This window comes from Microbacterium ulmi (assembly GCF_011759705.1).
In the GTDB taxonomy this organism is placed as follows: Bacteria; Actinomycetota; Actinomycetes; order Actinomycetales; family Microbacteriaceae; genus Microbacterium; species Microbacterium ulmi.
The window spans coordinates 1,409,628-1,426,991 of the sequence record NZ_JAAOZF010000001.1 but is presented as its reverse complement, the minus strand read 5'-3'; the positions used below and the strand labels follow the sequence as shown (position 1 = coordinate 1,426,991).

General features: G+C 67.8%; 26 protein-coding genes. 7 read left to right on the top strand and 19 right to left on the bottom strand.

Features of this window, described 5'->3' with window-relative positions:
- Positions 1-120 precede the first annotated feature (120 nt).
- Entirely contained in the window at positions 121-615 is a 495-nt protein-coding gene (locus tag FHS08_RS06935) for a transcriptional repressor (RefSeq protein WP_167037110.1), read from the top strand.
- Between the two features lie 51 nt (positions 616-666).
- Here FHS08_RS06935 and FHS08_RS06930 read toward each other — a convergent pair whose 3' ends face one another.
- Both FHS08_RS06930 and FHS08_RS06925 read right to left on the bottom strand, forming a co-directional pair.
- Positions 667-1,644: an SRPBCC family protein gene (locus tag FHS08_RS06930; protein WP_167037108.1), complete on the bottom strand. Its 978-nt coding sequence runs from the start codon at positions 1,642-1,644 to the stop codon at positions 667-669.
- A 1-nt stretch (position 1,645) separates the two neighbouring features.
- Positions 1,646-2,032, bottom strand: a complete 387-nt coding sequence (locus FHS08_RS06925; RefSeq protein ID WP_167037106.1) for an ArsR/SmtB family transcription factor — start codon at positions 2,030-2,032, stop codon at positions 1,646-1,648.
- A 994-nt stretch (positions 2,033-3,026) separates the two neighbouring features.
- On the opposite strand from FHS08_RS06925, the gene FHS08_RS06920 reads away from it, so the two are divergent.
- Positions 3,027-3,305 carry a hypothetical protein gene (locus FHS08_RS06920; RefSeq protein WP_167037103.1) on the top strand — a complete coding sequence of 93 codons (279 nt, stop codon included), beginning with the start codon at positions 3,027-3,029 and terminating at the stop codon, positions 3,303-3,305.
- Positions 3,306-3,357: 52 nt separating this feature from the next.
- On the opposite strand, the gene FHS08_RS06915 is transcribed toward FHS08_RS06920, so the two are convergent.
- From FHS08_RS06915 to FHS08_RS06895, 5 genes are all read right to left on the bottom strand, one after another.
- Positions 3,358-3,768 (bottom strand): transposase, encoded by a 411-nt coding sequence (locus tag FHS08_RS06915; protein ID WP_243847244.1) that lies wholly within the window; start codon positions 3,766-3,768, stop codon positions 3,358-3,360.
- A 138-nt stretch (positions 3,769-3,906) separates the two neighbouring features.
- Entirely contained in the window at positions 3,907-4,260 is a 354-nt protein-coding gene (locus FHS08_RS06910) for a type II toxin-antitoxin system RelE/ParE family toxin (protein WP_167037100.1), read from the bottom strand.
- Entirely contained in the window at positions 4,257-4,526 is a 270-nt protein-coding gene (locus FHS08_RS06905; RefSeq protein ID WP_167037097.1) for a hypothetical protein, read from the bottom strand. Before FHS08_RS06905 ends, FHS08_RS06910 begins: the two co-directional genes overlap by 4 nt.
- A gap of 428 nt (positions 4,527-4,954) precedes the next feature.
- On the bottom strand, positions 4,955-5,146 hold the full coding sequence (locus tag FHS08_RS06900) for a hypothetical protein (RefSeq protein ID WP_167037094.1): 192 nt from the start codon (positions 5,144-5,146) through the stop codon (positions 4,955-4,957).
- On the bottom strand, positions 5,143-5,724 hold the full coding sequence (locus FHS08_RS06895; protein ID WP_167037091.1) for a dihydrofolate reductase family protein: 582 nt from the start codon (positions 5,722-5,724) through the stop codon (positions 5,143-5,145). Before FHS08_RS06895 ends, FHS08_RS06900 begins: the two co-directional genes overlap by 4 nt.
- A 224-nt stretch (positions 5,725-5,948) precedes the next feature.
- Here FHS08_RS06895 and FHS08_RS06890 point away from each other — a divergent pair, with 224 nt between their 5' ends.
- The 4 genes from FHS08_RS06890 to FHS08_RS06875 all read left to right on the top strand — a co-directional run bounded on the left by FHS08_RS06890 (position 5,949) and on the right by FHS08_RS06875 (position 7,682).
- Positions 5,949-6,155: a type II toxin-antitoxin system VapB family antitoxin gene (locus tag FHS08_RS06890; RefSeq protein ID WP_167037088.1), complete on the top strand. Its 207-nt coding sequence runs from the start codon at positions 5,949-5,951 to the stop codon at positions 6,153-6,155.
- A complete protein-coding gene (locus tag FHS08_RS06885) occupies positions 6,152-6,586 on the top strand; it encodes a PIN domain-containing protein (protein WP_167037085.1) in 435 nt (144 codons plus the stop codon). Before FHS08_RS06890 ends, FHS08_RS06885 begins: the two co-directional genes overlap by 4 nt.
- 95 nt (positions 6,587-6,681) lie before the next feature.
- Entirely contained in the window at positions 6,682-7,173 is a 492-nt protein-coding gene (locus tag FHS08_RS06880; RefSeq protein ID WP_167037082.1) for a MarR family transcriptional regulator, read from the top strand.
- Positions 7,170-7,682 (top strand): SRPBCC family protein, encoded by a 513-nt coding sequence (locus tag FHS08_RS06875; protein WP_167037078.1) that lies wholly within the window; start codon positions 7,170-7,172, stop codon positions 7,680-7,682. The genes FHS08_RS06880 and FHS08_RS06875 overlap by 4 nt, the downstream gene beginning before the upstream one ends.
- Positions 7,683-7,805: 123 nt before the next feature.
- Here the strand turns inward: FHS08_RS06875 and FHS08_RS06870 are convergent, their stop codons facing one another.
- The 6 genes from FHS08_RS06870 to FHS08_RS06845 all read right to left on the bottom strand — a co-directional run bounded on the left by FHS08_RS06870 (position 7,806) and on the right by FHS08_RS06845 (position 12,690).
- Positions 7,806-8,579, bottom strand: a complete 774-nt coding sequence (locus FHS08_RS06870) for an aquaporin (protein WP_424960789.1) — start codon at positions 8,577-8,579, stop codon at positions 7,806-7,808.
- The gene (locus tag FHS08_RS06865) at positions 8,576-9,238 is read right to left on the bottom strand and encodes an arsenate reductase ArsC (protein ID WP_208382226.1); all 663 of its coding nucleotides are present in this window, start codon (positions 9,236-9,238) and stop codon (positions 8,576-8,578) included. The genes FHS08_RS06870 and FHS08_RS06865 overlap by 4 nt, the downstream gene beginning before the upstream one ends.
- A complete protein-coding gene (locus tag FHS08_RS06860; protein ID WP_167037071.1) occupies positions 9,235-9,651 on the bottom strand; it encodes an arsenate reductase ArsC in 417 nt (138 codons plus the stop codon). Before FHS08_RS06860 ends, FHS08_RS06865 begins: the two co-directional genes overlap by 4 nt.
- A 51-nt stretch (positions 9,652-9,702) precedes the next feature.
- On the bottom strand, positions 9,703-10,605 hold the full coding sequence (locus FHS08_RS06855; RefSeq protein ID WP_208382225.1) for a metalloregulator ArsR/SmtB family transcription factor: 903 nt from the start codon (positions 10,603-10,605) through the stop codon (positions 9,703-9,705).
- 256 nt (positions 10,606-10,861) lie between these two features.
- Entirely contained in the window at positions 10,862-11,356 is a 495-nt protein-coding gene (locus FHS08_RS06850) for a GNAT family N-acetyltransferase (protein ID WP_170283281.1), read from the bottom strand.
- A 14-nt stretch (positions 11,357-11,370) separates the two neighbouring features.
- Entirely contained in the window at positions 11,371-12,690 is a 1,320-nt protein-coding gene (locus FHS08_RS06845; protein ID WP_167037068.1) for an FAD-dependent oxidoreductase, read from the bottom strand.
- Between the two features lie 89 nt (positions 12,691-12,779).
- On the opposite strand from FHS08_RS06845, the gene FHS08_RS06840 reads away from it, so the two are divergent.
- Positions 12,780-13,133 (top strand): ArsR/SmtB family transcription factor, encoded by a 354-nt coding sequence (locus tag FHS08_RS06840; protein WP_167037065.1) that lies wholly within the window; start codon positions 12,780-12,782, stop codon positions 13,131-13,133.
- 62 nt (positions 13,134-13,195) lie between these two features.
- On the opposite strand, the gene FHS08_RS06835 is transcribed toward FHS08_RS06840, so the two are convergent.
- The 6 genes from FHS08_RS06835 to FHS08_RS06810 all read right to left on the bottom strand — a co-directional run bounded on the left by FHS08_RS06835 (position 13,196) and on the right by FHS08_RS06810 (position 17,346).
- On the bottom strand, positions 13,196-14,086 hold the full coding sequence (locus tag FHS08_RS06835) for a 3-hydroxyacyl-CoA dehydrogenase (RefSeq protein WP_167037062.1): 891 nt from the start codon (positions 14,084-14,086) through the stop codon (positions 13,196-13,198).
- Between the two features lie 73 nt (positions 14,087-14,159).
- The gene (locus tag FHS08_RS06830) at positions 14,160-14,984 is read right to left on the bottom strand and encodes an alpha/beta fold hydrolase (RefSeq protein WP_167039701.1); all 825 of its coding nucleotides are present in this window, start codon (positions 14,982-14,984) and stop codon (positions 14,160-14,162) included.
- Positions 14,985-15,048: 64 nt separating this feature from the next.
- Positions 15,049-15,720: a DUF4396 domain-containing protein gene (locus tag FHS08_RS06825; RefSeq protein WP_167037060.1), complete on the bottom strand. Its 672-nt coding sequence runs from the start codon at positions 15,718-15,720 to the stop codon at positions 15,049-15,051.
- Between the two features lie 116 nt (positions 15,721-15,836).
- Positions 15,837-16,292, bottom strand: coding sequence for a nuclear transport factor 2 family protein (locus FHS08_RS06820; protein WP_167037057.1), 456 nt, complete (start codon positions 16,290-16,292; stop codon positions 15,837-15,839).
- A 13-nt stretch (positions 16,293-16,305) separates the two neighbouring features.
- Positions 16,306-16,614 carry a RidA family protein gene (locus tag FHS08_RS06815; protein ID WP_167037054.1) on the bottom strand — a complete coding sequence of 103 codons (309 nt, stop codon included), beginning with the start codon at positions 16,612-16,614 and terminating at the stop codon, positions 16,306-16,308.
- A gap of 24 nt (positions 16,615-16,638) precedes the next feature.
- A complete protein-coding gene (locus FHS08_RS06810) occupies positions 16,639-17,346 on the bottom strand; it encodes an alpha/beta fold hydrolase (protein WP_167037051.1) in 708 nt (235 codons plus the stop codon).
- Positions 17,347-17,364 lie beyond the last annotated feature (18 nt).

Here is a 17,364-nt window from a genome sequence, read left to right as displayed (position 1 = left end):
GCGGGGGCGCGGGCGGTGCGGGGTGATGCGGGAGCTATGGCGACGTCATGCGATGCCGTCGCAATACGCCGTACTCTACTGCGACACCGTCGCAGAAGGCCAGTGTGCGACCATGGTGTCGTGGCGAACGAGCACACCCACGACACGGGCCACCTGACGCTGCACCACGGACGCGAGGCCGACGCCGTGACCGCCGCGCTCGCGGCGCTCCGGGCGGCAGGCGAGCGGGTGACCGAGACCCGCAGGGCCGTGCTCGACGTCCTCGCGCGCCACCTCGGTCATCTCAGCGCCGACGAGGTCGCCGCGGCCCTTCACGACGCCCCGCGCCCCGTTCACCGGGCGACCGTGTACCGCGCCCTGGAGCTGCTCGCCCGGCGCGGCATCGTGACCCCCATGCACACGGCGGGCGGACCGGTCGTGTATCACCTCGCCGCGACGCCCATGGGCATCCCTCATCTGCATGCCCGGTGCCGCGAGTGCGGCACGATCGTCGCGATCCCGCAGACCGCGCTGGCTCCGCCCGTTCTGCACATCGAGCGCTCGACCGGGTTCCGGCTGGAGCCGGAGCAGTCGACGCTCATCGGGCTGTGCGCCGAGTGCGGCATCCGGTCGTGAGACGGCGACAGACCCCGCGCACGCGACGCGCGGGATCTGTCGGGATGCCGCTCAGACGGAGATGACCGCGGACTCGAGCCGCGCGTAGCTGGCCTCCATGCCGTCGGCCATGCCGGTCGCGAGGATCATGTCGCGCGTCTCCTTGTCGGGGTACTCGATCAGGAGCGTGATGAGGGTCGCGCCGTCCTCTTCGTACAGGCTGAGGTCGTTGAGCGTGCTCGGTCCGTCGGTGCCCGACATCCGCTCTGTCGTGACGCTCCGCCGAGGAGCGTCGACGAGCAGGGACTCGCCCTCGAAGCCGAAGCCCTCGCGTCCGCCGCCGTCGTGCTCCCAGTGATAGCGGTAGGTCCCGCCGGGCCTCGCGTCGACCTCGGCGACCGTCAGCTGCCAGCCGTCGGGTCCGAGCATCCACTTCTTGAGCAGCTCCGGCTCGTGGTGCGCGCGCCAGACGAGATCGCGCGGACCCTCGATGAGCCGCGTGATGCGCACGTGCGTGTCGTCCAGGAGCTCGGTGCGGGTGCCCTTGCCGAGCGCGTAGTCGCGCAGATCCTGAAGCACCGCGTCGAGCTGGTTGATCGCGAGCGTCGAGCCCTCGACGGCGCCCATCGCGACCGTCTGCTCAAGGGCCTCAGCCGACGTGAAATAGGTCGTGTTCGTCAGCCGCGAGCCGCCGTCGGCGGACTCGAAGCCGAACACCATCCGCATCGACGGGAAGCCGTCGAGCGGCGCGCCGTCCTCGTCGAGGAACGTGTCGAGCACGGAGAAGCCGCGCGGGGGGTCGATCTCGAGGAACTCCCACCCGCCCCGCGACGACTCGCCCTTGGGGCTGGTCATGTGGTACTTGGCGCTGCCGCCGGGCGTGAACTCGAAGTCGGTGAAGATCGCGGGCCATCCGGGGGGTCCCCAGAAGCGCTCGAGCTGGCGCGGGTCGGTGAAGGCCTTCCACACGCGCTCGACGGGAGCCGCGAAGTCCGCGACAAGCGTCAGAGTGAGGTTCTCGGGGTCGGTCGTGACGGCGGTGACGGGCATGTCACTCTCCTTCTGTCGGGGTCGTGCCGGTGGTCGTGCCAGGGGTCGTGCTCGGGGGCTCCGCCAGCAGCGCATCGAGCCGGTCGATGCGTGCTCGCCAGAGGTCTTCGTAGCGGGCCAGGAGCGCCCGGGCGCGCGCGATCATGATCGGATCCGCGCGTACGAGCCGCTCGCGGCCCTCCGCGCGCTTGACGATGAGCCGGGCCGCCTCCAGCACGGCGACGTGCTTCTGCACCGCGGCGAACGACATGTCGTACTCGGCCGCGAGGGCCGACACCGACTGCTCGCGCTCGATCGTCCGGCGCAGGATGTCGCGGCGCGTCGTCGCGGCCAGCGCGTGGAAGAGCCGGTCCGTCGCATCATCAGTGAGTCCATTTTCTACAACCATTTGGTTGTACGTTAGACCGTGCGAGTGCCGTCGTCAACCCCCTTCCTGTCGGGATTGCGTTCCCGTTGCACTATCGGGCCTTACGTTGCACTGGCGAGATTTGTCGCTGCACCAGATGCAATGAAAGGCCGAGGCGGGTCCTGTCGACGAGCTCTTGCACCAGCAACATCAGCAGCGGGCGCGCGCAGGGCTGCGTGCCGAGGGGAGGCGCCGAAGTGCGGCCGGTCGACATCGCAAAGCAGATCAGGGGCGCCCCCGACACGCGGAACAATCCCGACCTATGAGGAGCGACCTACCCACCTGAGTGGAGCATGGTCGCGCACAGTGCCGCCGCCTCGGGGAAGTCGAAACCACTGTCTGACATGGTGTTCGCAACGCATGACATGACGTCCATCGGGGCGACGCCTTGCACGCCGTCCGTTACCTTGAGGACGGCACTCCACGCGCGAGAGAAGTTCTCGTTTGAGACCGTAGTCCCCGTTGCCGCGAGCGCCGCCGTCGTGACTGATTCGACCGTCTCATATGTGTAGGCTCCGCCAAGCACTACCCGGGCTTGCTCGATGGGATCAGCAGATGATCCACGAGAGCCGCCTGTCGAGGAGTTGCTTCGCTCGGCAGATGCCGCGTTGCTGCCCCCAAGCGTTCGATGTTGCACCATGACCGCTCCCAGCGACGTAGAGGGACAGGTGTACAGGGACAGGCCACTTGCGCCGATGCTGAACCCCACCGTCATGCCGCCCCATGAAGCGCCCTGCCGGCGAATGCCCCCGCGTGCACGGGCTCGATCACAGCGATCCACAGGTGTCAAGCACGATCCCGGATCGCCCCCATACTGAGCAGTGTGAAGTCTGGCGACGTGGTGCACGCAGTGGCGCTCTCGGTCTCACTCTTGGCATTGGGTGGCTGTCTGAGCGCATGCTCTGCATCGCCAACTGTTTCTTATTCAGCAGCGATTCCCGAGTCATCAACGACCCCGCAAGCATGCGCAGACGCCATGGTCGACGCTGAGAGAGAAGCGACGACGAGCGATACGGCGATCCTCTCGACGCTTGACGCCTGTGTCGATGCAGCAACCTGGATTTCTGCCCTTCAGGAGCATCCCGGGGCGGGCTCACTCACTTCCTACACGGAGGAGGATGCTGTCTACCTCCTCGACCTAGCGTGCGTCCGTCGCATTGATGCGGTGGTCTGCACAGATGCGGCCGCAGAAGGGCTTCTGTCCTTCGAGCTTGATGATCCTGGACTCCCTGCGCTTCAGGTTCCGCGGTCATAGAGAGGTCCCGCGTTCCGACACGTCGTTGTCGCGTCACTAGTGTCCCGCGCCGTTAGTTCGTTGCAATAGTCGTCCGAGGGATTCGAGGATCTGGTCGGCGGTCTTGGTCCAGATGAAGGGCTTCGGGTTCTCGTTCCATGCCTTGACCCAGGTCCTTCTCGAGCGCCTGGACGCTGCGGTGATCGGAGCGTTGCAGGAGGTCGCGGGTGACCTCGGCGAAGAGCCGTTTGACCTCGTTGATCCACGAAGAGTATGTCGGCGTGAAGTGCATGTGGAACCGGGGGTGCTTTCCCAGCAAGGTCTTCACGGTCGGGTGCTTGTGGGTGCCGTAGTTGTCGCAGACCACGTGGACGTCGAGGCTCTCGGGCACCTGCTGGTCGATCTTGGCCAGGGACTTCTTGAACTCTGTCGCCCGGTGCCGGCGATGGGTGGAGGCGATCACGGTGCCGTCTTCGACGTTCATCGCCGCGAACAGGCTCGTGGTGTCGTGCCGGAAGTAGTCGTGCGTGCGCTTCTCGGGCCGCGAACAACAGTGTCAAGAGCCCGATCCACGGCCCGTCTCCGGGGTGAAGTCGCCCGAACGACCGGTTCAGGGTGCCACTCACAGGTAGCGCTGCTCGATGAGGTTCATCGCCTCGTGTAGCACCCGGAGGATCTGTACGTCATCTCCTGCTTCGCGGAAGAACACGATGTGTCGGGGCGTGATGATTCGCCGAACGTCCTCGGGGACGCTGTCCCTGCTCAGCCGAAGGTGCCACGCGCAGATGCCCCGGCCAAGGTCGGGGCGCTCTTGCACACCGGCCTGGCTGGGGTCCTCGACGATGGCGTCGATCGCCGTGGCGATGAGTTCCTCGTAACCGTCCCGGATGCGCCAGCCGAACTTGTCGTACGAGGTGATGAGGATCCCGACGATGTCCGCTCGCGCGTGCGGGGTGACCTCGTAGGGGCGGGTCACGCCGTGCGGGAGTCGACGAGCCGGGTGGCTTCTCGCCCCAGTTCGCGGACGAACTCGCGCGTGCCCCCGGCCGGGACGCGGATAGCCTCGCCTACGTCGGCGCTCCTCACAGCGACATCGATCGCTGCGCGCAACGCCGCGAGCCGGACGGCATCGTCGACATCGTCGGCGTGCATCGTGAGCACCAGTTCCTCGGCGATCTCCGCGCGCTCTGCCGGGGAGAGCGTCTTCGCGCTTTCCAGCACTTCGGCTGCGGTGGGCGTCATGCACCAAGTGTACGTCGCGGCACCGACAGCAGCCGTGTTTCCGGGAATCGAGCCATCCCACCACGTGCGCGTCGTTTCCGACGACGCGGCGATGTTTGGGTCGGATGCGCGTGCTCTCTGGGCCACCACGCTGGCAGCGTGAGCTGGAAGCGCGGTGCCAGCGCCCACGGTCAGGAAAGTGTCACGACAACAACGGTCCGGATCGCCCAAAGCATGCCCATGAACGTGACACCTAGTGTCACCTCGCTCCGATACCGACATTCGGTTCGCCAGGAGTTCGCGGTCGCTCGCCTTGGCCCGGGCGAGCGGGACTGGGCTTCGATCGGCCAGACGCTGCCATGCGCATCCAAGGCTGTCCGGCACCACCTCACCCGTACGATGTGCTTTGGCGACCTACCTGCGGCCACATCTGGAGTGAGTCGGCGTCGTCATCGGGCCTCGTCGACCGTCCTGGCTGTCGAGCGCTCTGGCATGGTGTCGATGATGCGGTCGCGCTCGGAAGTCGAGAGCTTCTTCCCGGACACCTCGCGCAGCGACCCGAGTCGTCGGTCTGCGGTGGCGAGAGAAGTGGTGTCGGGGCGCGGATCTGGTGCCTGTTGCGTGCTCATGGCGGTGGTCATCCTCTCGCCGGCCCTTCTGGTGTGTAACTGAGGAGCACGAGGTTGGTGCCGATCTGGCGGACGCCGGCGCGCAGCAGGGGGATGTCGGCGGGTGGCTCGAACAGACGCCGGCCGGTTCCGAGCGCGACCGGGTGGACGAGCAGGCGGACCTCGTCGACGAGGCGTCGCAGGATCAGCTCGTCGACCAGTTGGAAGCTCGCATAGACGAGGATGTCTCCGGCCGTCCGGTCTCGGAGCGCCGACACCTCCGCGGCGGCATCGCCGGTGAGGACTGTGGTGCGGTTCCATGCAGGGTTCCGGAGCGTGCGGGAGATGACGTACTTGGGCATGTCGGTGAGTCGATCCGCGAGTGCTCCGTCGCGCTGCGGCCACCGTGAGGCGAAGAACTCGTACCCGCGGCGGCCGAACAGCAGGGCTGTCGCGTCGCGGGCTTCTTCGAGCTGCAGCTCGGCTCGGGCCGCTCTGTCCGTTTCGTGGACGCGGAGGAACCAGCCGCCGTGCGCGGTGCCCTCCTCGCCCGTGGGGTCCTCGACCACGGTGTCGATGGAGACGTTCGCGCTGACGATGATCCGGCCCACCCTAGGTCTCCGGCCGCACGGTGGGCGGACGCTGGGTCGCATTCATCTCGGTCTCCCTTCCTCCGCGACGTGCATGATGCAAGAAACGCTAATGAGTTCAATTGCGTGATGTAAGGACCTCGTACCCTGGGCTTCCTGTGAGGTGACGCGAGGCTCGGCAGTGGGACACGTCACGGTATTTACTCTGGGCTGGACTTGGATATATCGGAGGGAGGGGTGGCCGCATGGGCAAGACTCTGATCGACATCGATGACACGGTGCTCGCGCGTGCTCAGGCCCTCTCGGGCATCGCCACGAAGAAGGGCGTCGTCGCCGCCGCACTGGAAGGAGTGGTCCGTCGCCTCGAGGTCGACAACTACGCCGAGTTCGTCACCTCCGGCGCCGTCGATGACCTCTCCGATCCCGAGGTGGTCCGGTCGGCTCAGCGGTGACGCTGTTCCTCGTCGACAACTCGGTCATCCAACGACTGGCCAAGCCGAGGGTTCGCGACGCCTGGGACCATCTGCGCGAGACCGGCGAGATCGCGACGTGCCTTCCGACGCTGCTCGAAGCAGGCTATTCGGCGCGCTCTGCGCTCGACTACGAGCGCCTGATCGACCTGGAAACCCGCGCGAAGGTGATTCTTCCTCCTCATTCAGGGGTCGCCGGGGTGGCGTTGCGCATCCAGGCGGCGCTGTTCGCGGCGGGAATCGGGCGGGCGGTCGGCGTCAGCGACCTGCAGATCGCCGCGACGGCTGTGTACCATTCGAGCCTTGCGCGGCCCGTGATCGTCGTGCACTACAACGCCGACTTCGACCATGTCGCCGCCGTCGAACCCGGGTTCCGCTCCCAGTGGATCGTGCCCCGCGGTACCGCGGACTGACTCGTCGGTGCCGCGCGGACCTGAGAGGCGTCGAGCTGTGCACCGCGGGCGAGCCGAGGTTCTATGACACGACATGTATGTCGTAGCATCTAACTGTGACGACAGAGAACGCCGCGGACATCGAGCGTCTGAGGTTCCTGATCTTGGCGACGCAGCGCGAGGGGAGCCGTGCTCTTGCGGCACAGCTCACCCCGCTCGGGCTCACCCCCTCACAGGCCGAAGTCCTTCGTCTGCTCGACGACTACGGGCCGCTCAGCCTCACAGGGCTCGGTGAGCTGCTCGTGTGCGAGTCGGGAGCGAATCCCAGCCGGCTCGTGGCCCGACTGGTCGACAAGGGTCTCATCGCCCGAAGCAGCGTCACCCATGATGCACGGCAGGTTCTGCTCGAACTCACTCCGCACGGCCACGACCTCGCGACTCGCGTGCGACAGGCAGAGATCCGCTTCCATCACGGCATGGCCCGGGAACTGGGCCCGCGCGACCTCGTCACGCTCATCTCCGCGCTGGAATCGCTCGTTCACGGCACCCCGGCCGGGCAGGCGATCGAACGGCGACGACTCCACCTGAGAGGGAAGGATCCACAATGAACACCGCCACCGGGACCAGCTTGATCGGCGCGCCGATCGAGGCAGTCCGCGACATCCTGCTCTCCGCCACCAGCCTCCCGGACTGGAACCCGGCATTCATCCGCGTGGCTGGCGACGACCCCGCAACGCCCGGCGCCGAATATGCGCTCGAGGCCATCCGCGGGCATCGCGGCACGCTGACGTACACGCAGATCGAAGATCGGACCATCGCGTTCTCTTGGCGTGTTCCGCTGCTCAGCGAGACGGCCGCGTGGCACCTCTCGGAGGTCTCGGCGACGAGGACCGCCGTCACCCACACAGTCGAGCGCAGCGGAGCACTCGCCGCAGTGCTGGCCCACACGCTCGAGACGCTGCCAGGGCTGCGCCTCGATCGGCTCGCAGCGCGACTCCACTCCCCCCAGCCGCGGCAGAGAACGTCAGCCTCGCGCGTCGAGCGCAGCGCCAAGCACGACATCCACAAGCAAACCGAGCCCGACGCGACACGCTCAACCAGACCGCGATGCCGCTGATGGAGTAGTTCGGGTAGGCGTCCGCCACGATCACGGTGACATCGGCGATGGGGTCGAGCTCGCGGGCGCGCAGCGCGGCGGAGATCCCGGCGTCGCCGCCGCCGATCACGGCGATATGAGTCATCAGGGGGTCTCTCTCGTCTCGGTCAGGACGGGTTCGGCGACCAGGTCGCCGGTCTCGGTGGTGGCGTGCGGGAACAGCAGGATCGTCAGCGCGACCCCGATGCCTGCACCGACGAGCTGGGCGGCGAGGAACGGGAGCACGGAGGCAGGGGCGATGCCGGCGAAGGTGTCGGTGAAGACCCGGCCGATCGTCACCGCCGGGTTGGCGAGCGATGTGGAGCTGGTGAACCAGTAGGCCGCGCCGATGTAGGCGCCGACCGCGGCCGCGACCACCGGGACAGACCTGCCGGCGCGGGCGAGCCCTGCGATCAGCAGCACCAGCCCGGCGGTGGCCACGACCTCGCCGAGTACCGTGCCCGGCGTGGCCCGGTCGGTCGAGGACAGGGTCGTGGGGACGGCGAACATGAGGTTGGCGAGCGCCGCACCGCCGATGCCCCCGAGGATCTGCGCCGCGATGTAGACGGCCAGGATCGGGAGCGGCAGGCCGGTGCGGTGGCGGCGGCCGAGCAGGGTGTCGGCGGCGGAGACGAGCGGGTTGAAGTGGGCGCCGGAGACCGGGCCGAGGAGCAGGATCAACACCCCCAGACCGAGGGCGGTCGCGATCGAGTTCTCGAGCAGACGCAACCCCGGATCGGTGGTGAGGCGCTGCGCGGCGATCCCGGAGCCGACCACGACGGTGACCAGCATCCCGGTGCCCAGAAGCTCGGCCCCGGCACGGCGGGCCAGTGCGATGCCTGTGACTCTCGCGTGCGCGGGGCGGGTGGCGTCGCTCACCGTCCGGCTGCCGTCAGGTCCGGAATGAGGTCCGCAAGCAGGAGCTCGACGTGCTCGCGGATGTCGTCTCGAACGACGCGGATGCCGTCGAGGTCGAGCTCGGCGGGGTCGCCGAGCTGCCAGTCGAGGTAGCGCTTGCCGGGATAGATCGGGCACGCGTCGCCGCATCCCATCGTGACCACGGCATCGGCGGCGCGGACCACATCGTCGGTGAGCGGCTTGGGGAACTCCTCGCGCACGTCGATGCCGAGTTCCTCGAGCACCGTCACGACCCCGGGCAGCAGGCCCGCGGCGGGCTGCGATCCGGCGGATCGGACGTGAATGCGATCACCGCCCAGGTGCCGGGTGAGGGCGGCGGCCATCTGCGAGCGGCCGGAGTTCTGCACGCACACGTACAGGATCTCGGGAACCGGCTTGCCGATGAGCCCGCGGGATTGTGCCAGGGCGGTGAGCCGGTCGCGAGCGAACTTCTCCGCGAGGCTCGGCAGGTGCGTCGTGACCGTGGCGGTGCGGGCGAGGGCAGCGTAGGACTCGAAGACGACACGCTCCACGGTCTCCTCGCTGACCATGCCGGTGAACTGCTGCGAGAGTCGTTCAGCGGCGCGGTGCAGCACGGAGTCGGGCGTGAGCAGGGCGTCCTGTCCGCGGCGCTCGTTCATGCCGATCTCCTGGCGGGGATGAGCTCGTCGATCAGGGTCTCGACGCGGGAGCGGATCTCGTCACGGATGGGCCGGACGGCCTCGATACCCTGGCCCGCAGGGTCGTCGAGCCCCCAGTCCTCGTAGCGCTTGCCCGGGAAGATGGGGCAGGCGTCGCCGCATCCCATCGTGATGACGACGTCGGATTCGCGCACTGCGTCGACAGTGAGGATCTTCGGGGTGTTCCCGGCGATGTCGATGCCCTCCTCGGCCATCGCCTGCACCGCGACGGGGTTGATCTGATCCTTCGGCGCCGATCCGGCCGATAGGACCTCGATCCGGTCTCCGGCAAGGGCACGCAGGTATCCGGCTGCCATCTGGGATCGACCGGCGTTGTGCACGCAGACGAAAAGGACGGTGGGGTTCTCGGTCATGGTGGTCTCGCTTCCTCTCAGGGAAAGCATAGACCGCAATCTATTGATTCGTCAGAGCAATGGTGCGGGAAGTATCTCGGCGAGAAGGGCGCGCACCCGCCGGTCGATGTCGTCGCGGATGCGACGCACGGTCGCCAGGGGCTTGCCGACGGGGTCTTCGAGATCCCAATCCAGGTACCGGCGGCCGGGGTAGACCGGGCAGGCATCGCCGCAGCCCATCGTGATGACGTAGTCCGCCGCCTGCACGGCGTCGTCGGTGAGCGGCTTGGGGAACTCCCCGCCGAGAGGCACGCCGATCTCGTCGAGAGCGGACACGATCGACGAGCGCACGTCGTCGGCCGGCGACGATCCCGCGGTGCGCACGGTCACGCGATCGCCCGCCAGATGGCGAAGGATGCCGGCGGCCAGCTGAGACCGACCGGCGTTCTGCACGCAGACGAACAGCACCGTGGGCATTCCCGTCTCCGCTTTCGCCCCCTCACGGGCGAGGTCGTCGAGTCGCGCGGTCGCGAACGCTGCGGTGCGGGACGCGAGCAGCGGCGTGCGCTCCCTGGCGGCCAGCAGCCGGTAGGAGTCGTGGACGTACTGCTGCACGGTCTCGCGTCCGAGCATGCCGCGGTAGCGGGCGGCGAGGTCGTCGACGACCCGCTCGAGGTCGGGTTCGCTCCCCGACGCTCCCGTCGGCAGACCGCCGAGCAGGGCGGTGACGCGGTCCTCGTGGTCGGGGTTGATCGAGTACCAGACCCGGCGCCCCTCGGGCTCGCGCACCACGATCCCTTCGGCATGAAGGGCGCCCATGTGATGGCTGACCGTGGGCTGGCGCAGTCCGAGCTCGTCGGCAAGCCTGCCCACCAGTGCCCGCCCGTCCTCGGCGTCGCGGATCAGCTGCACGATCCGTGCGCGCGTGGGGTCGGCGAGCACCGTCAGTGCGGGAGACTCCATCACCTGATCCATAGACGCGAGTCTATCTCATGCGGGCTGGCGGGGACCGGGCGGCTCACCGTGCCGGCGCTCCGTGGGTCGATCGCTCCTATGCCATGGCGACCGCGGGATGTCTGTTCGGGATGAGTCGTGGTATGAGCCGGACGAACGGGGCTGATGCGCGCCCGGGAGCGCCGACGCGTTGACCCTGGATCGAGGCCGCGTTCGCCGACCTCGCGCGGCGCGCAGCGCGACTCGCATCGCGACTGCTCGCCCTGGTCGTACCGTCTCAGCCGGTGCCGTTGCGGCTGGATCGTCGTTCAACCAACACGGTGTCCCGCCAAGCCCCTGCGTGCGGGCCGAGTCGCGAGCGGGCGATCCGCTCGCGGCGGCCGACGATCCTGAAGCCGGCTCGCTCGTGCAGGCGCAGGCTGGCTGTGTTCTCCGGGAAGATGCTGGACTGGATCATCCAGTAGCCGGCGTCCTCGGCCGCGGCGATGAACGCCTCGAGCAGCTGTCGCCCGATGCCGTGGCCGTGGTGGTCGGGGTGGACGTAGACGGAGTGCTCGATCACCCCCCGATAGACCTCTCGCGACGACACCGGGGACGCGGCGGCCCAGCCGATCACGGTCCCGGTTCCGTCGACGGCGACCAGCCGGGCGTCGGCGATCCTGCCGGCGTCGAACTGGTCCCAGGACGGCGTGGTCGTCTCGAAGGTGGCCTCCCCGCCTTCGATGCCGGCGGCGAAGATCGCCTCGACCTGCGGCCAGTCCGCCGCCGTCATCGCGCGAACCGTTGTCACGAGCAGCAGGAGCCTCCGCTCGCGAGGTCTGTGGAGCAGACGCCTGTGGCGGGGAGGGTGAGCTGGACTTCGGTGGCGGCGGGCATGTCGTCGTCGAGCCACGCGGTGATGGAGCGGACCTGCTCGTAGCCGGTGGCCAGCAGGAAGGTCGGCGCGCGGCCGTAGGACTTCATCCCGGCCAGGAAGAAGCCGGGCTCGGGGTGGCGCAGCTCGGCGAAGCCGTGCGGGGAGACGGTGCCGCAGGAGTGCACATTCGGGTCGATCAACGGCGCCAGCCGGCGCGGGGCCTCGACGATGTCGTCCAGCTCGAGGCGGACCTCGCGCAGCATCCCGAGGTCGGGGCGGAACCCGGTCGCGTTCACCACGAGATCGGCATCCAGGAACGCGTCATCACCACGACGACGCCCGACCAGACGAACCCCGTCGCCGTTGGGCTGCAGGCGGGATATCTCGAACGAGTCGACCAGGGTGATCTGGCCGGTGCGGACGAGCTGATCGACCCGGGAGCCGAGCTTGGCGCGGTCGGCGAGCTCGTCGTCCGGGGATGAGGAGACGCGGATCGCGGAGGGGTTGCGGATCAGCCAGGTCACCCGAGTCCCCGGCTCCTGCTCGGCCAGCTCGGCGAGGGCGATCAGCGTGTTCGCCGCCGAGTGCCCGGCACCGACCACGGTGGTGTGCCTGCCAGCGAACGTGGCGCGGTCGGCGCCGAGTACGTCGGGGAGGGCGTGCAGCACGAGGCCGTCGACGTCAGCGGCGCCGATCGGGTCCAGCCCCGTCGAGGCGAGCGGGTTGGGGCTGGTGTAGGTGCCGGACGCGTCGATCACCGCCCGCCCGGTCAGCTCCTCGATCTGCCCGTAAGAGGTCTGGACGCGGAGCAGGAACGGGGTCTTCTCGCGGCCGGCGGTGCGGGTGCGGTCCATGCCCTCCCGGGTCACCGCGACCACGCGGGTGCCGAACCGGATCCGCGACCCGATCTCCGGGAGCGCGGCCAGCGGGGCGAGGTAGTCGTCGACGAGCTCGCGCCCGGTCGGCGCGCTGCCCTCATCCGCCGGGGCGGTCCAGCCGGCGGCCGCGAGCAGGCGGCGGGAGGCGGGGTCGATCACATGCCGCCACGGCGAGAACAACCGGGTGTGGCCCCAGAGCCGGATCGAGGACGCGACCTCGTCCCCGGCCTCGAGCAGGACGAACTCGATGCCCCGCTCAGCCAGGTTCGCCGCCGCTGCCAGTCCGATCGGGCCGGCGCCGATGATCAGCACCGGCAGGGTCGCCAACCGGTCACTCGTCGCGACGCGCGGGGTGAGGTCGAGCAGGGTCATGAGAGCGCCTCCTGAAGGATATTGACGAACGTCGATGCTCAGTATGAGCACACGTATCGAAAGCTGTCAATATCGACTATCGTCGATGCATGGTCACGATGCTCGAGCTCACCGACGTCACCCCCGGTGCGGCGTGCTGCGCGCCCCTGGTGCGCGAGCCGCTCGGGCAGGCCGACGCCGAGCAGTTGGCCGCGACGCTCAAGGCTCTCGCGGACCCTGCGCGGTTGCGGCTGATTTCGATCGTCGCGTCCAGCGAGGACCAGGAGGCGTGTGTGTGCGACCTCATCGACCCGATCGGGCTGTCCCAGCCGACCGTGTCCCACCACCTCAAGGTGCTCACCGAGGCCGGGTTCCTGAGTCGTTCCAAGCGCGGGACATGGGCGTATTACCGGCTCGTCCCGGAGGCGCTCGAGCGGGTCTCGGCACTGCTGGCGGCCGCTTAGCAGCGGTCCTTCCCATGCGATGCGTCGACGATGACGACTCGGCGCATTCGTGCAAGATCTGCTCACACGAATCCAGGCTGCGTGAACGCGGGGTCCGGGTACGAATAGAAGCCTCGCCCTGTCGAGACCCCGAGATTCCCCTTCTTGAGGAACTCCGTATCGAGAAAGCGTGCGGACGCCAGGGCCGTCTCGTCGCCCGCTTCGCCGACGAGTTGTGCGACGTGCTCAACGACCCCGAGGCCCATCCGGTCGATCATTCCGAACGGACCCAGGTCCGTTCCGAGCGTGATCATCCACGTCCTGTCAATGCTCTCGAAGTCGCTCACGCCCCGCACCAGCAACTCGAGCGCGGCGGTGCACCAGGGGACGAGCAGGCTGTTGATGATGTAGCCGCTCTGCTCCTTGTGGATCGGGATGGGGACCAGGCCGATCTCGCGGGCGAACTCGACCACGAGATCGAACACCTGTGGGTCCGTGCCGGCATGCCCCATCACTTCGCCGATGTTGGCGTCCCACACTCCGATCGCGAAGTGCAACGCAAGGAATCTCGCCGGGTGCGTGACGACTGCAGCGAGCGCGCTCGGTGTCAGTGTCGAGGTGTTCGTCGTGAAGATCGCATCGTCGGGCGCATGCTCGGATGCGGCGCGCCAGAACGCTTCTTTGATCGACGGTGACTCCGGCACCGACTCCGTGATCAATTGTGCTTCGCTGACAGCTGCCGCCAGGTCGGTCGTGTAGGTGAGGCGGGCGAGCGTCGCATCGATCTGGTGGGGGTCGGTGCCGCGTTCGCGAAGGAAGGTCTCGGCGTACTGCCGGTGGAGCGCCTTTCCGCGCTCCAGTCCTTCGGGCACGGGGTCGTACACCGTGACCTGCGTGCCGTGGTACGCCATCTGCCAGGCCACCTGCGAGCCCATTGTGCCGGCTCCGGCAGCGGTCACTCTTGTGATGTTCATATCTGTCTCCGATTCCTCCTGGCGGTCAGCTGCAAGTGACCGTCAGGGAGTTCGCGCTCACGGCGGATGGTCGTCAAGACCGGATGAAGTCGAGCAGTTCTCTGTTGATGACCTCGGCGTTGACAGTGCACATGCCGTGGGAGAACCCCGGGTAGACCTTCAGGGTGCCGTTCTGCAGCAGCTTGATGGACAGTTCTGCGGAGTCGGCGATCGGCACGATCTGGTCGTCGTCGCCATGCATGACATGGGTCGGCACAGTGATCGAGGTGAGGTCCTCGGTGAAGTCCGTCTCGGAGAATGCCTTGATCCCTTCGTAGTGGGCCTTGGCGCCCCCGGCCATGCCTTGCCGCCACCAGTTGGAGATGACTCCTGGAGAGGCCTTCGCGCCGGGCCGGTTGTATCCGTAGAACGGGCCTGAGGCGAGGTCGAGGTAGAACTGTGCGCGGTTGGCGGCGAGGCTGGCGCGGAAGCCGTCGAACACGTCGAGTGGGAGTCCGCCCGGGTTTGCGGGAGTCTGAACCATGATCGGGGGGACGGCGCCGATGAGCACTGCTTTCGCGACGCGGCCTTCGCCGTGCCGCGCGACGTAACGGGTGACTTCGCCGCCGCCGGTCGAGTGGCCGATGTGGATGGCGTCGCGCAGATCGAGGTGTTCGGCGACCGCCGCGACGTCGGAGGCGTAGGTGTCCATGTCGTGACCGCCGGATGTCTGTGTGGATCTGCCGTGGCCGCGCCGATCGTGCGCGACCACCCGGTAGCCGTTGGTGACGAAGAACAAGAGCTGCGCGTCCCAGTCGTCCGAGCTGAGAGGCCATCCGTGGTGGAAGACGAGGGGTTGACCTGTGCCCCAGTCCTTGTAGTAGATCCTGGTGCCGTCGCTCGTCGTGATCCTTGGCATGATCGTTCCTTTCCGAGGTTCCCTGGCCGGCGGTGAAATGCCTTCAAAGTCAATGCCTTCAATGTCACAGTGCGGCAAGGTCCGGTGGACGGCGTCGGTCATGTGACTGTTGCACCGCGCCCGGCCCGGGGCCGCGCAGGGTCGCCTCCGCGTGGTTCCCTTCCTCCGCGCCGTCTTCGAGGACTCCGCCGACGGCGGAGGCGAAGCCCCCCAGCATGAACGCGAAGATGAGTGCCGCGAGCGTCGCTGATCGCACATCGGGGATCCGACGTCGCCAGCCCTCGGGGTGCGCACCGGGACCATGGTGGAACCGGTGGACGAGCGCGTGGCCCTTGCCGCGCAGAAGAAGGAACCTGTTCACGGGGTACGCGACGAGATATGCGACCGCGAGGGCGAATGTCATGGACGCCCAGAACAGAGGGTTCGCCAGCCCCGCCTCCATCGCGCCCGGGATGAGCAGCATCACGCCGTTGTCGACGACCTCCATGGTGGCGATCGACAGCGTGTCGGCCGCGAGCACAACGCGGAGGGCGGTGCCCGCGGCGAGTCCACCCCGAAGCAGGGGAAGGATGCTGAGGGTGTAGCCGAACAGGAACGCAAGGCCGACCGCCAGCGCGATCGTCCATCCGGAACTCAGCCCGACCGCAGCCCCGATGATGAAGCCGAGCACCTCGCCGATTGCGCATCCCGTGAGGCAATGCAGGGTGGCGCTGGCGGCCGCGCGACTCGCCCCCATCGTGTGGGAGTGTTCGTCGGAGTGCGAGTGTGTTCCGTCCATCTCTCACCTCAGCCGTCGAATGCGGTCTGCACCTGGATTTCTGCCCTGCCGGCATCGACGGCGCGTCAGTTGGCTCAGCTCTCGATGGGCGGGGCAATGGCTTCCTCGAGTCCGGCATCGGCCTGCGCTCGGAGAGCGCGGGCGACTGCCTGGGAGTCCTCGAACACGTCGAGCGCGACGATCTTTCCCCATCGCAGCGTGATCAGGTGCACGGCGTGCTGGATGTACGCCCCGCCGTCGATGCGTGTGGCCGCACCGTCCCACTGCACGACGACGGTGGTGTTCCACGGAGGGCCTTTCACCCAGATGTCGTTGATCGTGAGCTGCAGGTTCGGCAGTACACGTGCGAGGCGCTCGAACCATCTGCGCAGGGTCGCACTGTCATGACGCTGCCCGCCGATCGCATGGTCTCCGAGGAATCGATGGTGGACGTCGGGAGCGATCGAGCCCATCAACTCGTCCCAGCGGTGACCGTTGACCTGGTCGAAGCTCTGTCGAATCCTGCTCTTGACGATCGCGCCGTAGATCATGACTGTTGCTCCCTCAGCGTGTTGCCGGACCGGAATGCGCGGTCTCGAAGACGAGTTCGACTTCCACGGGCGCGTCCAACGGCAGGACGGCGACTCCCACGGCACTGCGCGCATGCCTGCCCGCCTCGCCGAAGATCGCACCGAGCAACTCCGAGGCGCCGAGCTTGCCCGTGGTCGGGATCGAACCGCGCACGAAGGGCAGCTGACTGGCGGTGTAGACCACGGATCCGCTGACGACAGCGGGGATGTACACGGCAACCGTCGGTGCGACCGCCGGCAGGTCGATGCCGAGCGCCGACAAGCGGGAAGAGGGCGTTTCCATCTCGAAGTCAGCCGTCTCGTGTTCTCACGCTGCGCCTGACACCGCGCGAAGGATGACTTCAGCGGTCTCGGACGGATGCGAGTTTCCCACCACGTGGGACGCGCCCTCGACTTCGACGACCTCCCTCGCCTCAGCCCGTTCGGCCATGATGCGGTGCGCTCCCACGGGGATGTTCTTGTCCTGGTCTCCGAAGATGAACCAGCTCGGAACGCTCGTCCAGAGGGGCGTGGCGCCCGACGGCTCACCGAGGGCGCTCTCCGTGACCGGCCGTTGTGTGACGGCCAGGAGCGCGGCCTCCTCCGCGGGCAGGTCGGCGCAGAACTGCACGTGGTACTTGTCCTGTGCGATGTAGAGGTCTGCTCCGCCGCTGGTGAGCGGCACGCGCTCGAGCGTCTCCCCTAGTGTTCCGCCGGGAACGAGTCCCGCGGCCTGGCCGGGAGCCTCCCCGGCCTGCAACGCGAACGCTGCGACGTAGACGAGCGCCGTGATGTCACCCGCATCGCCCGGGACGTTGGTGAGGACCGCGCCGCCGTAGGAGTGACCCGCGAGCACGATCGGACCGTCGATCGTTCTGACGAGGTCCGTGAGCCCCGCCGCGTCTTCGGCGATCGAGCGGAGGGGATTGGCGTAGGCGATGACGTGGTGGCCGGCGTCGGTGAGCTTCCGTGCGACCGCCGACCAGCTGGACGATTCAGCGAATGCGCCATGGACGAGGATGATGGTTGTTCGCATCGGGGCGGCTCCTTGTGC

Coding starts and splice junctions, on each gene's coding strand:
- FHS08_RS06900 (WP_167037094.1), bottom strand. CDS start 5,146: ATGACCACCGCCATGAGCACGCAACAGGCACCAGATCCGCGCCCCGAC.
- FHS08_RS06850 (WP_170283281.1), bottom strand. CDS start 11,356: ATGACGGCGGCGGACTGGCCGCAGGTCGAGGCGATCTTCGCCGCCGGC.
- FHS08_RS06875 (WP_167037078.1), top strand. CDS start 7,170: ATGAACACCGCCACCGGGACCAGCTTGATCGGCGCGCCGATCGAGGCA.
- FHS08_RS06835 (WP_167037062.1), bottom strand. CDS start 14,086: ATGAACATCACAAGAGTGACCGCTGCCGGAGCCGGCACAATGGGCTCG.
- FHS08_RS06820 (WP_167037057.1), bottom strand. CDS start 16,292: ATGATCTACGGCGCGATCGTCAAGAGCAGGATTCGACAGAGCTTCGAC.
- FHS08_RS06845 (WP_167037068.1), bottom strand. CDS start 12,690: ATGACCCTGCTCGACCTCACCCCGCGCGTCGCGACGAGTGACCGGTTG.
- FHS08_RS06905 (WP_167037097.1), bottom strand. CDS start 4,526: ATGACGCCCACCGCAGCCGAAGTGCTGGAAAGCGCGAAGACGCTCTCC.
- FHS08_RS06915 (WP_243847244.1), bottom strand. CDS start 3,768: ATGAACGTCGAAGACGGCACCGTGATCGCCTCCACCCATCGCCGGCAC.
- FHS08_RS06825 (WP_167037060.1), bottom strand. CDS start 15,720: ATGGGGGCGAGTCGCGCGGCCGCCAGCGCCACCCTGCATTGCCTCACG.
- FHS08_RS06815 (WP_167037054.1), bottom strand. CDS start 16,614: ATGGAAACGCCCTCTTCCCGCTTGTCGGCGCTCGGCATCGACCTGCCG.
- FHS08_RS06920 (WP_167037103.1), top strand. CDS start 3,027: ATGGTCGACGCTGAGAGAGAAGCGACGACGAGCGATACGGCGATCCTC.
- FHS08_RS06855 (WP_208382225.1), bottom strand. CDS start 10,605: ATGGATCAGGTGATGGAGTCTCCCGCACTGACGGTGCTCGCCGACCCC.
- FHS08_RS06840 (WP_167037065.1), top strand. CDS start 12,780: ATGGTCACGATGCTCGAGCTCACCGACGTCACCCCCGGTGCGGCGTGC.
- FHS08_RS06925 (WP_167037106.1), bottom strand. CDS start 2,032: ATGGTTGTAGAAAATGGACTCACTGATGATGCGACGGACCGGCTCTTC.
- FHS08_RS06830 (WP_167039701.1), bottom strand. CDS start 14,984: ATGCCAAGGATCACGACGAGCGACGGCACCAGGATCTACTACAAGGAC.
- FHS08_RS06810 (WP_167037051.1), bottom strand. CDS start 17,346: ATGCGAACAACCATCATCCTCGTCCATGGCGCATTCGCTGAATCGTCC.
- FHS08_RS06890 (WP_167037088.1), top strand. CDS start 5,949: ATGGGCAAGACTCTGATCGACATCGATGACACGGTGCTCGCGCGTGCT.
- FHS08_RS06930 (WP_167037108.1), bottom strand. CDS start 1,644: ATGCCCGTCACCGCCGTCACGACCGACCCCGAGAACCTCACTCTGACG.
- FHS08_RS06865 (WP_208382226.1), bottom strand. CDS start 9,238: ATGAACGAGCGCCGCGGACAGGACGCCCTGCTCACGCCCGACTCCGTG.
- FHS08_RS06860 (WP_167037071.1), bottom strand. CDS start 9,651: ATGACCGAGAACCCCACCGTCCTTTTCGTCTGCGTGCACAACGCCGGT.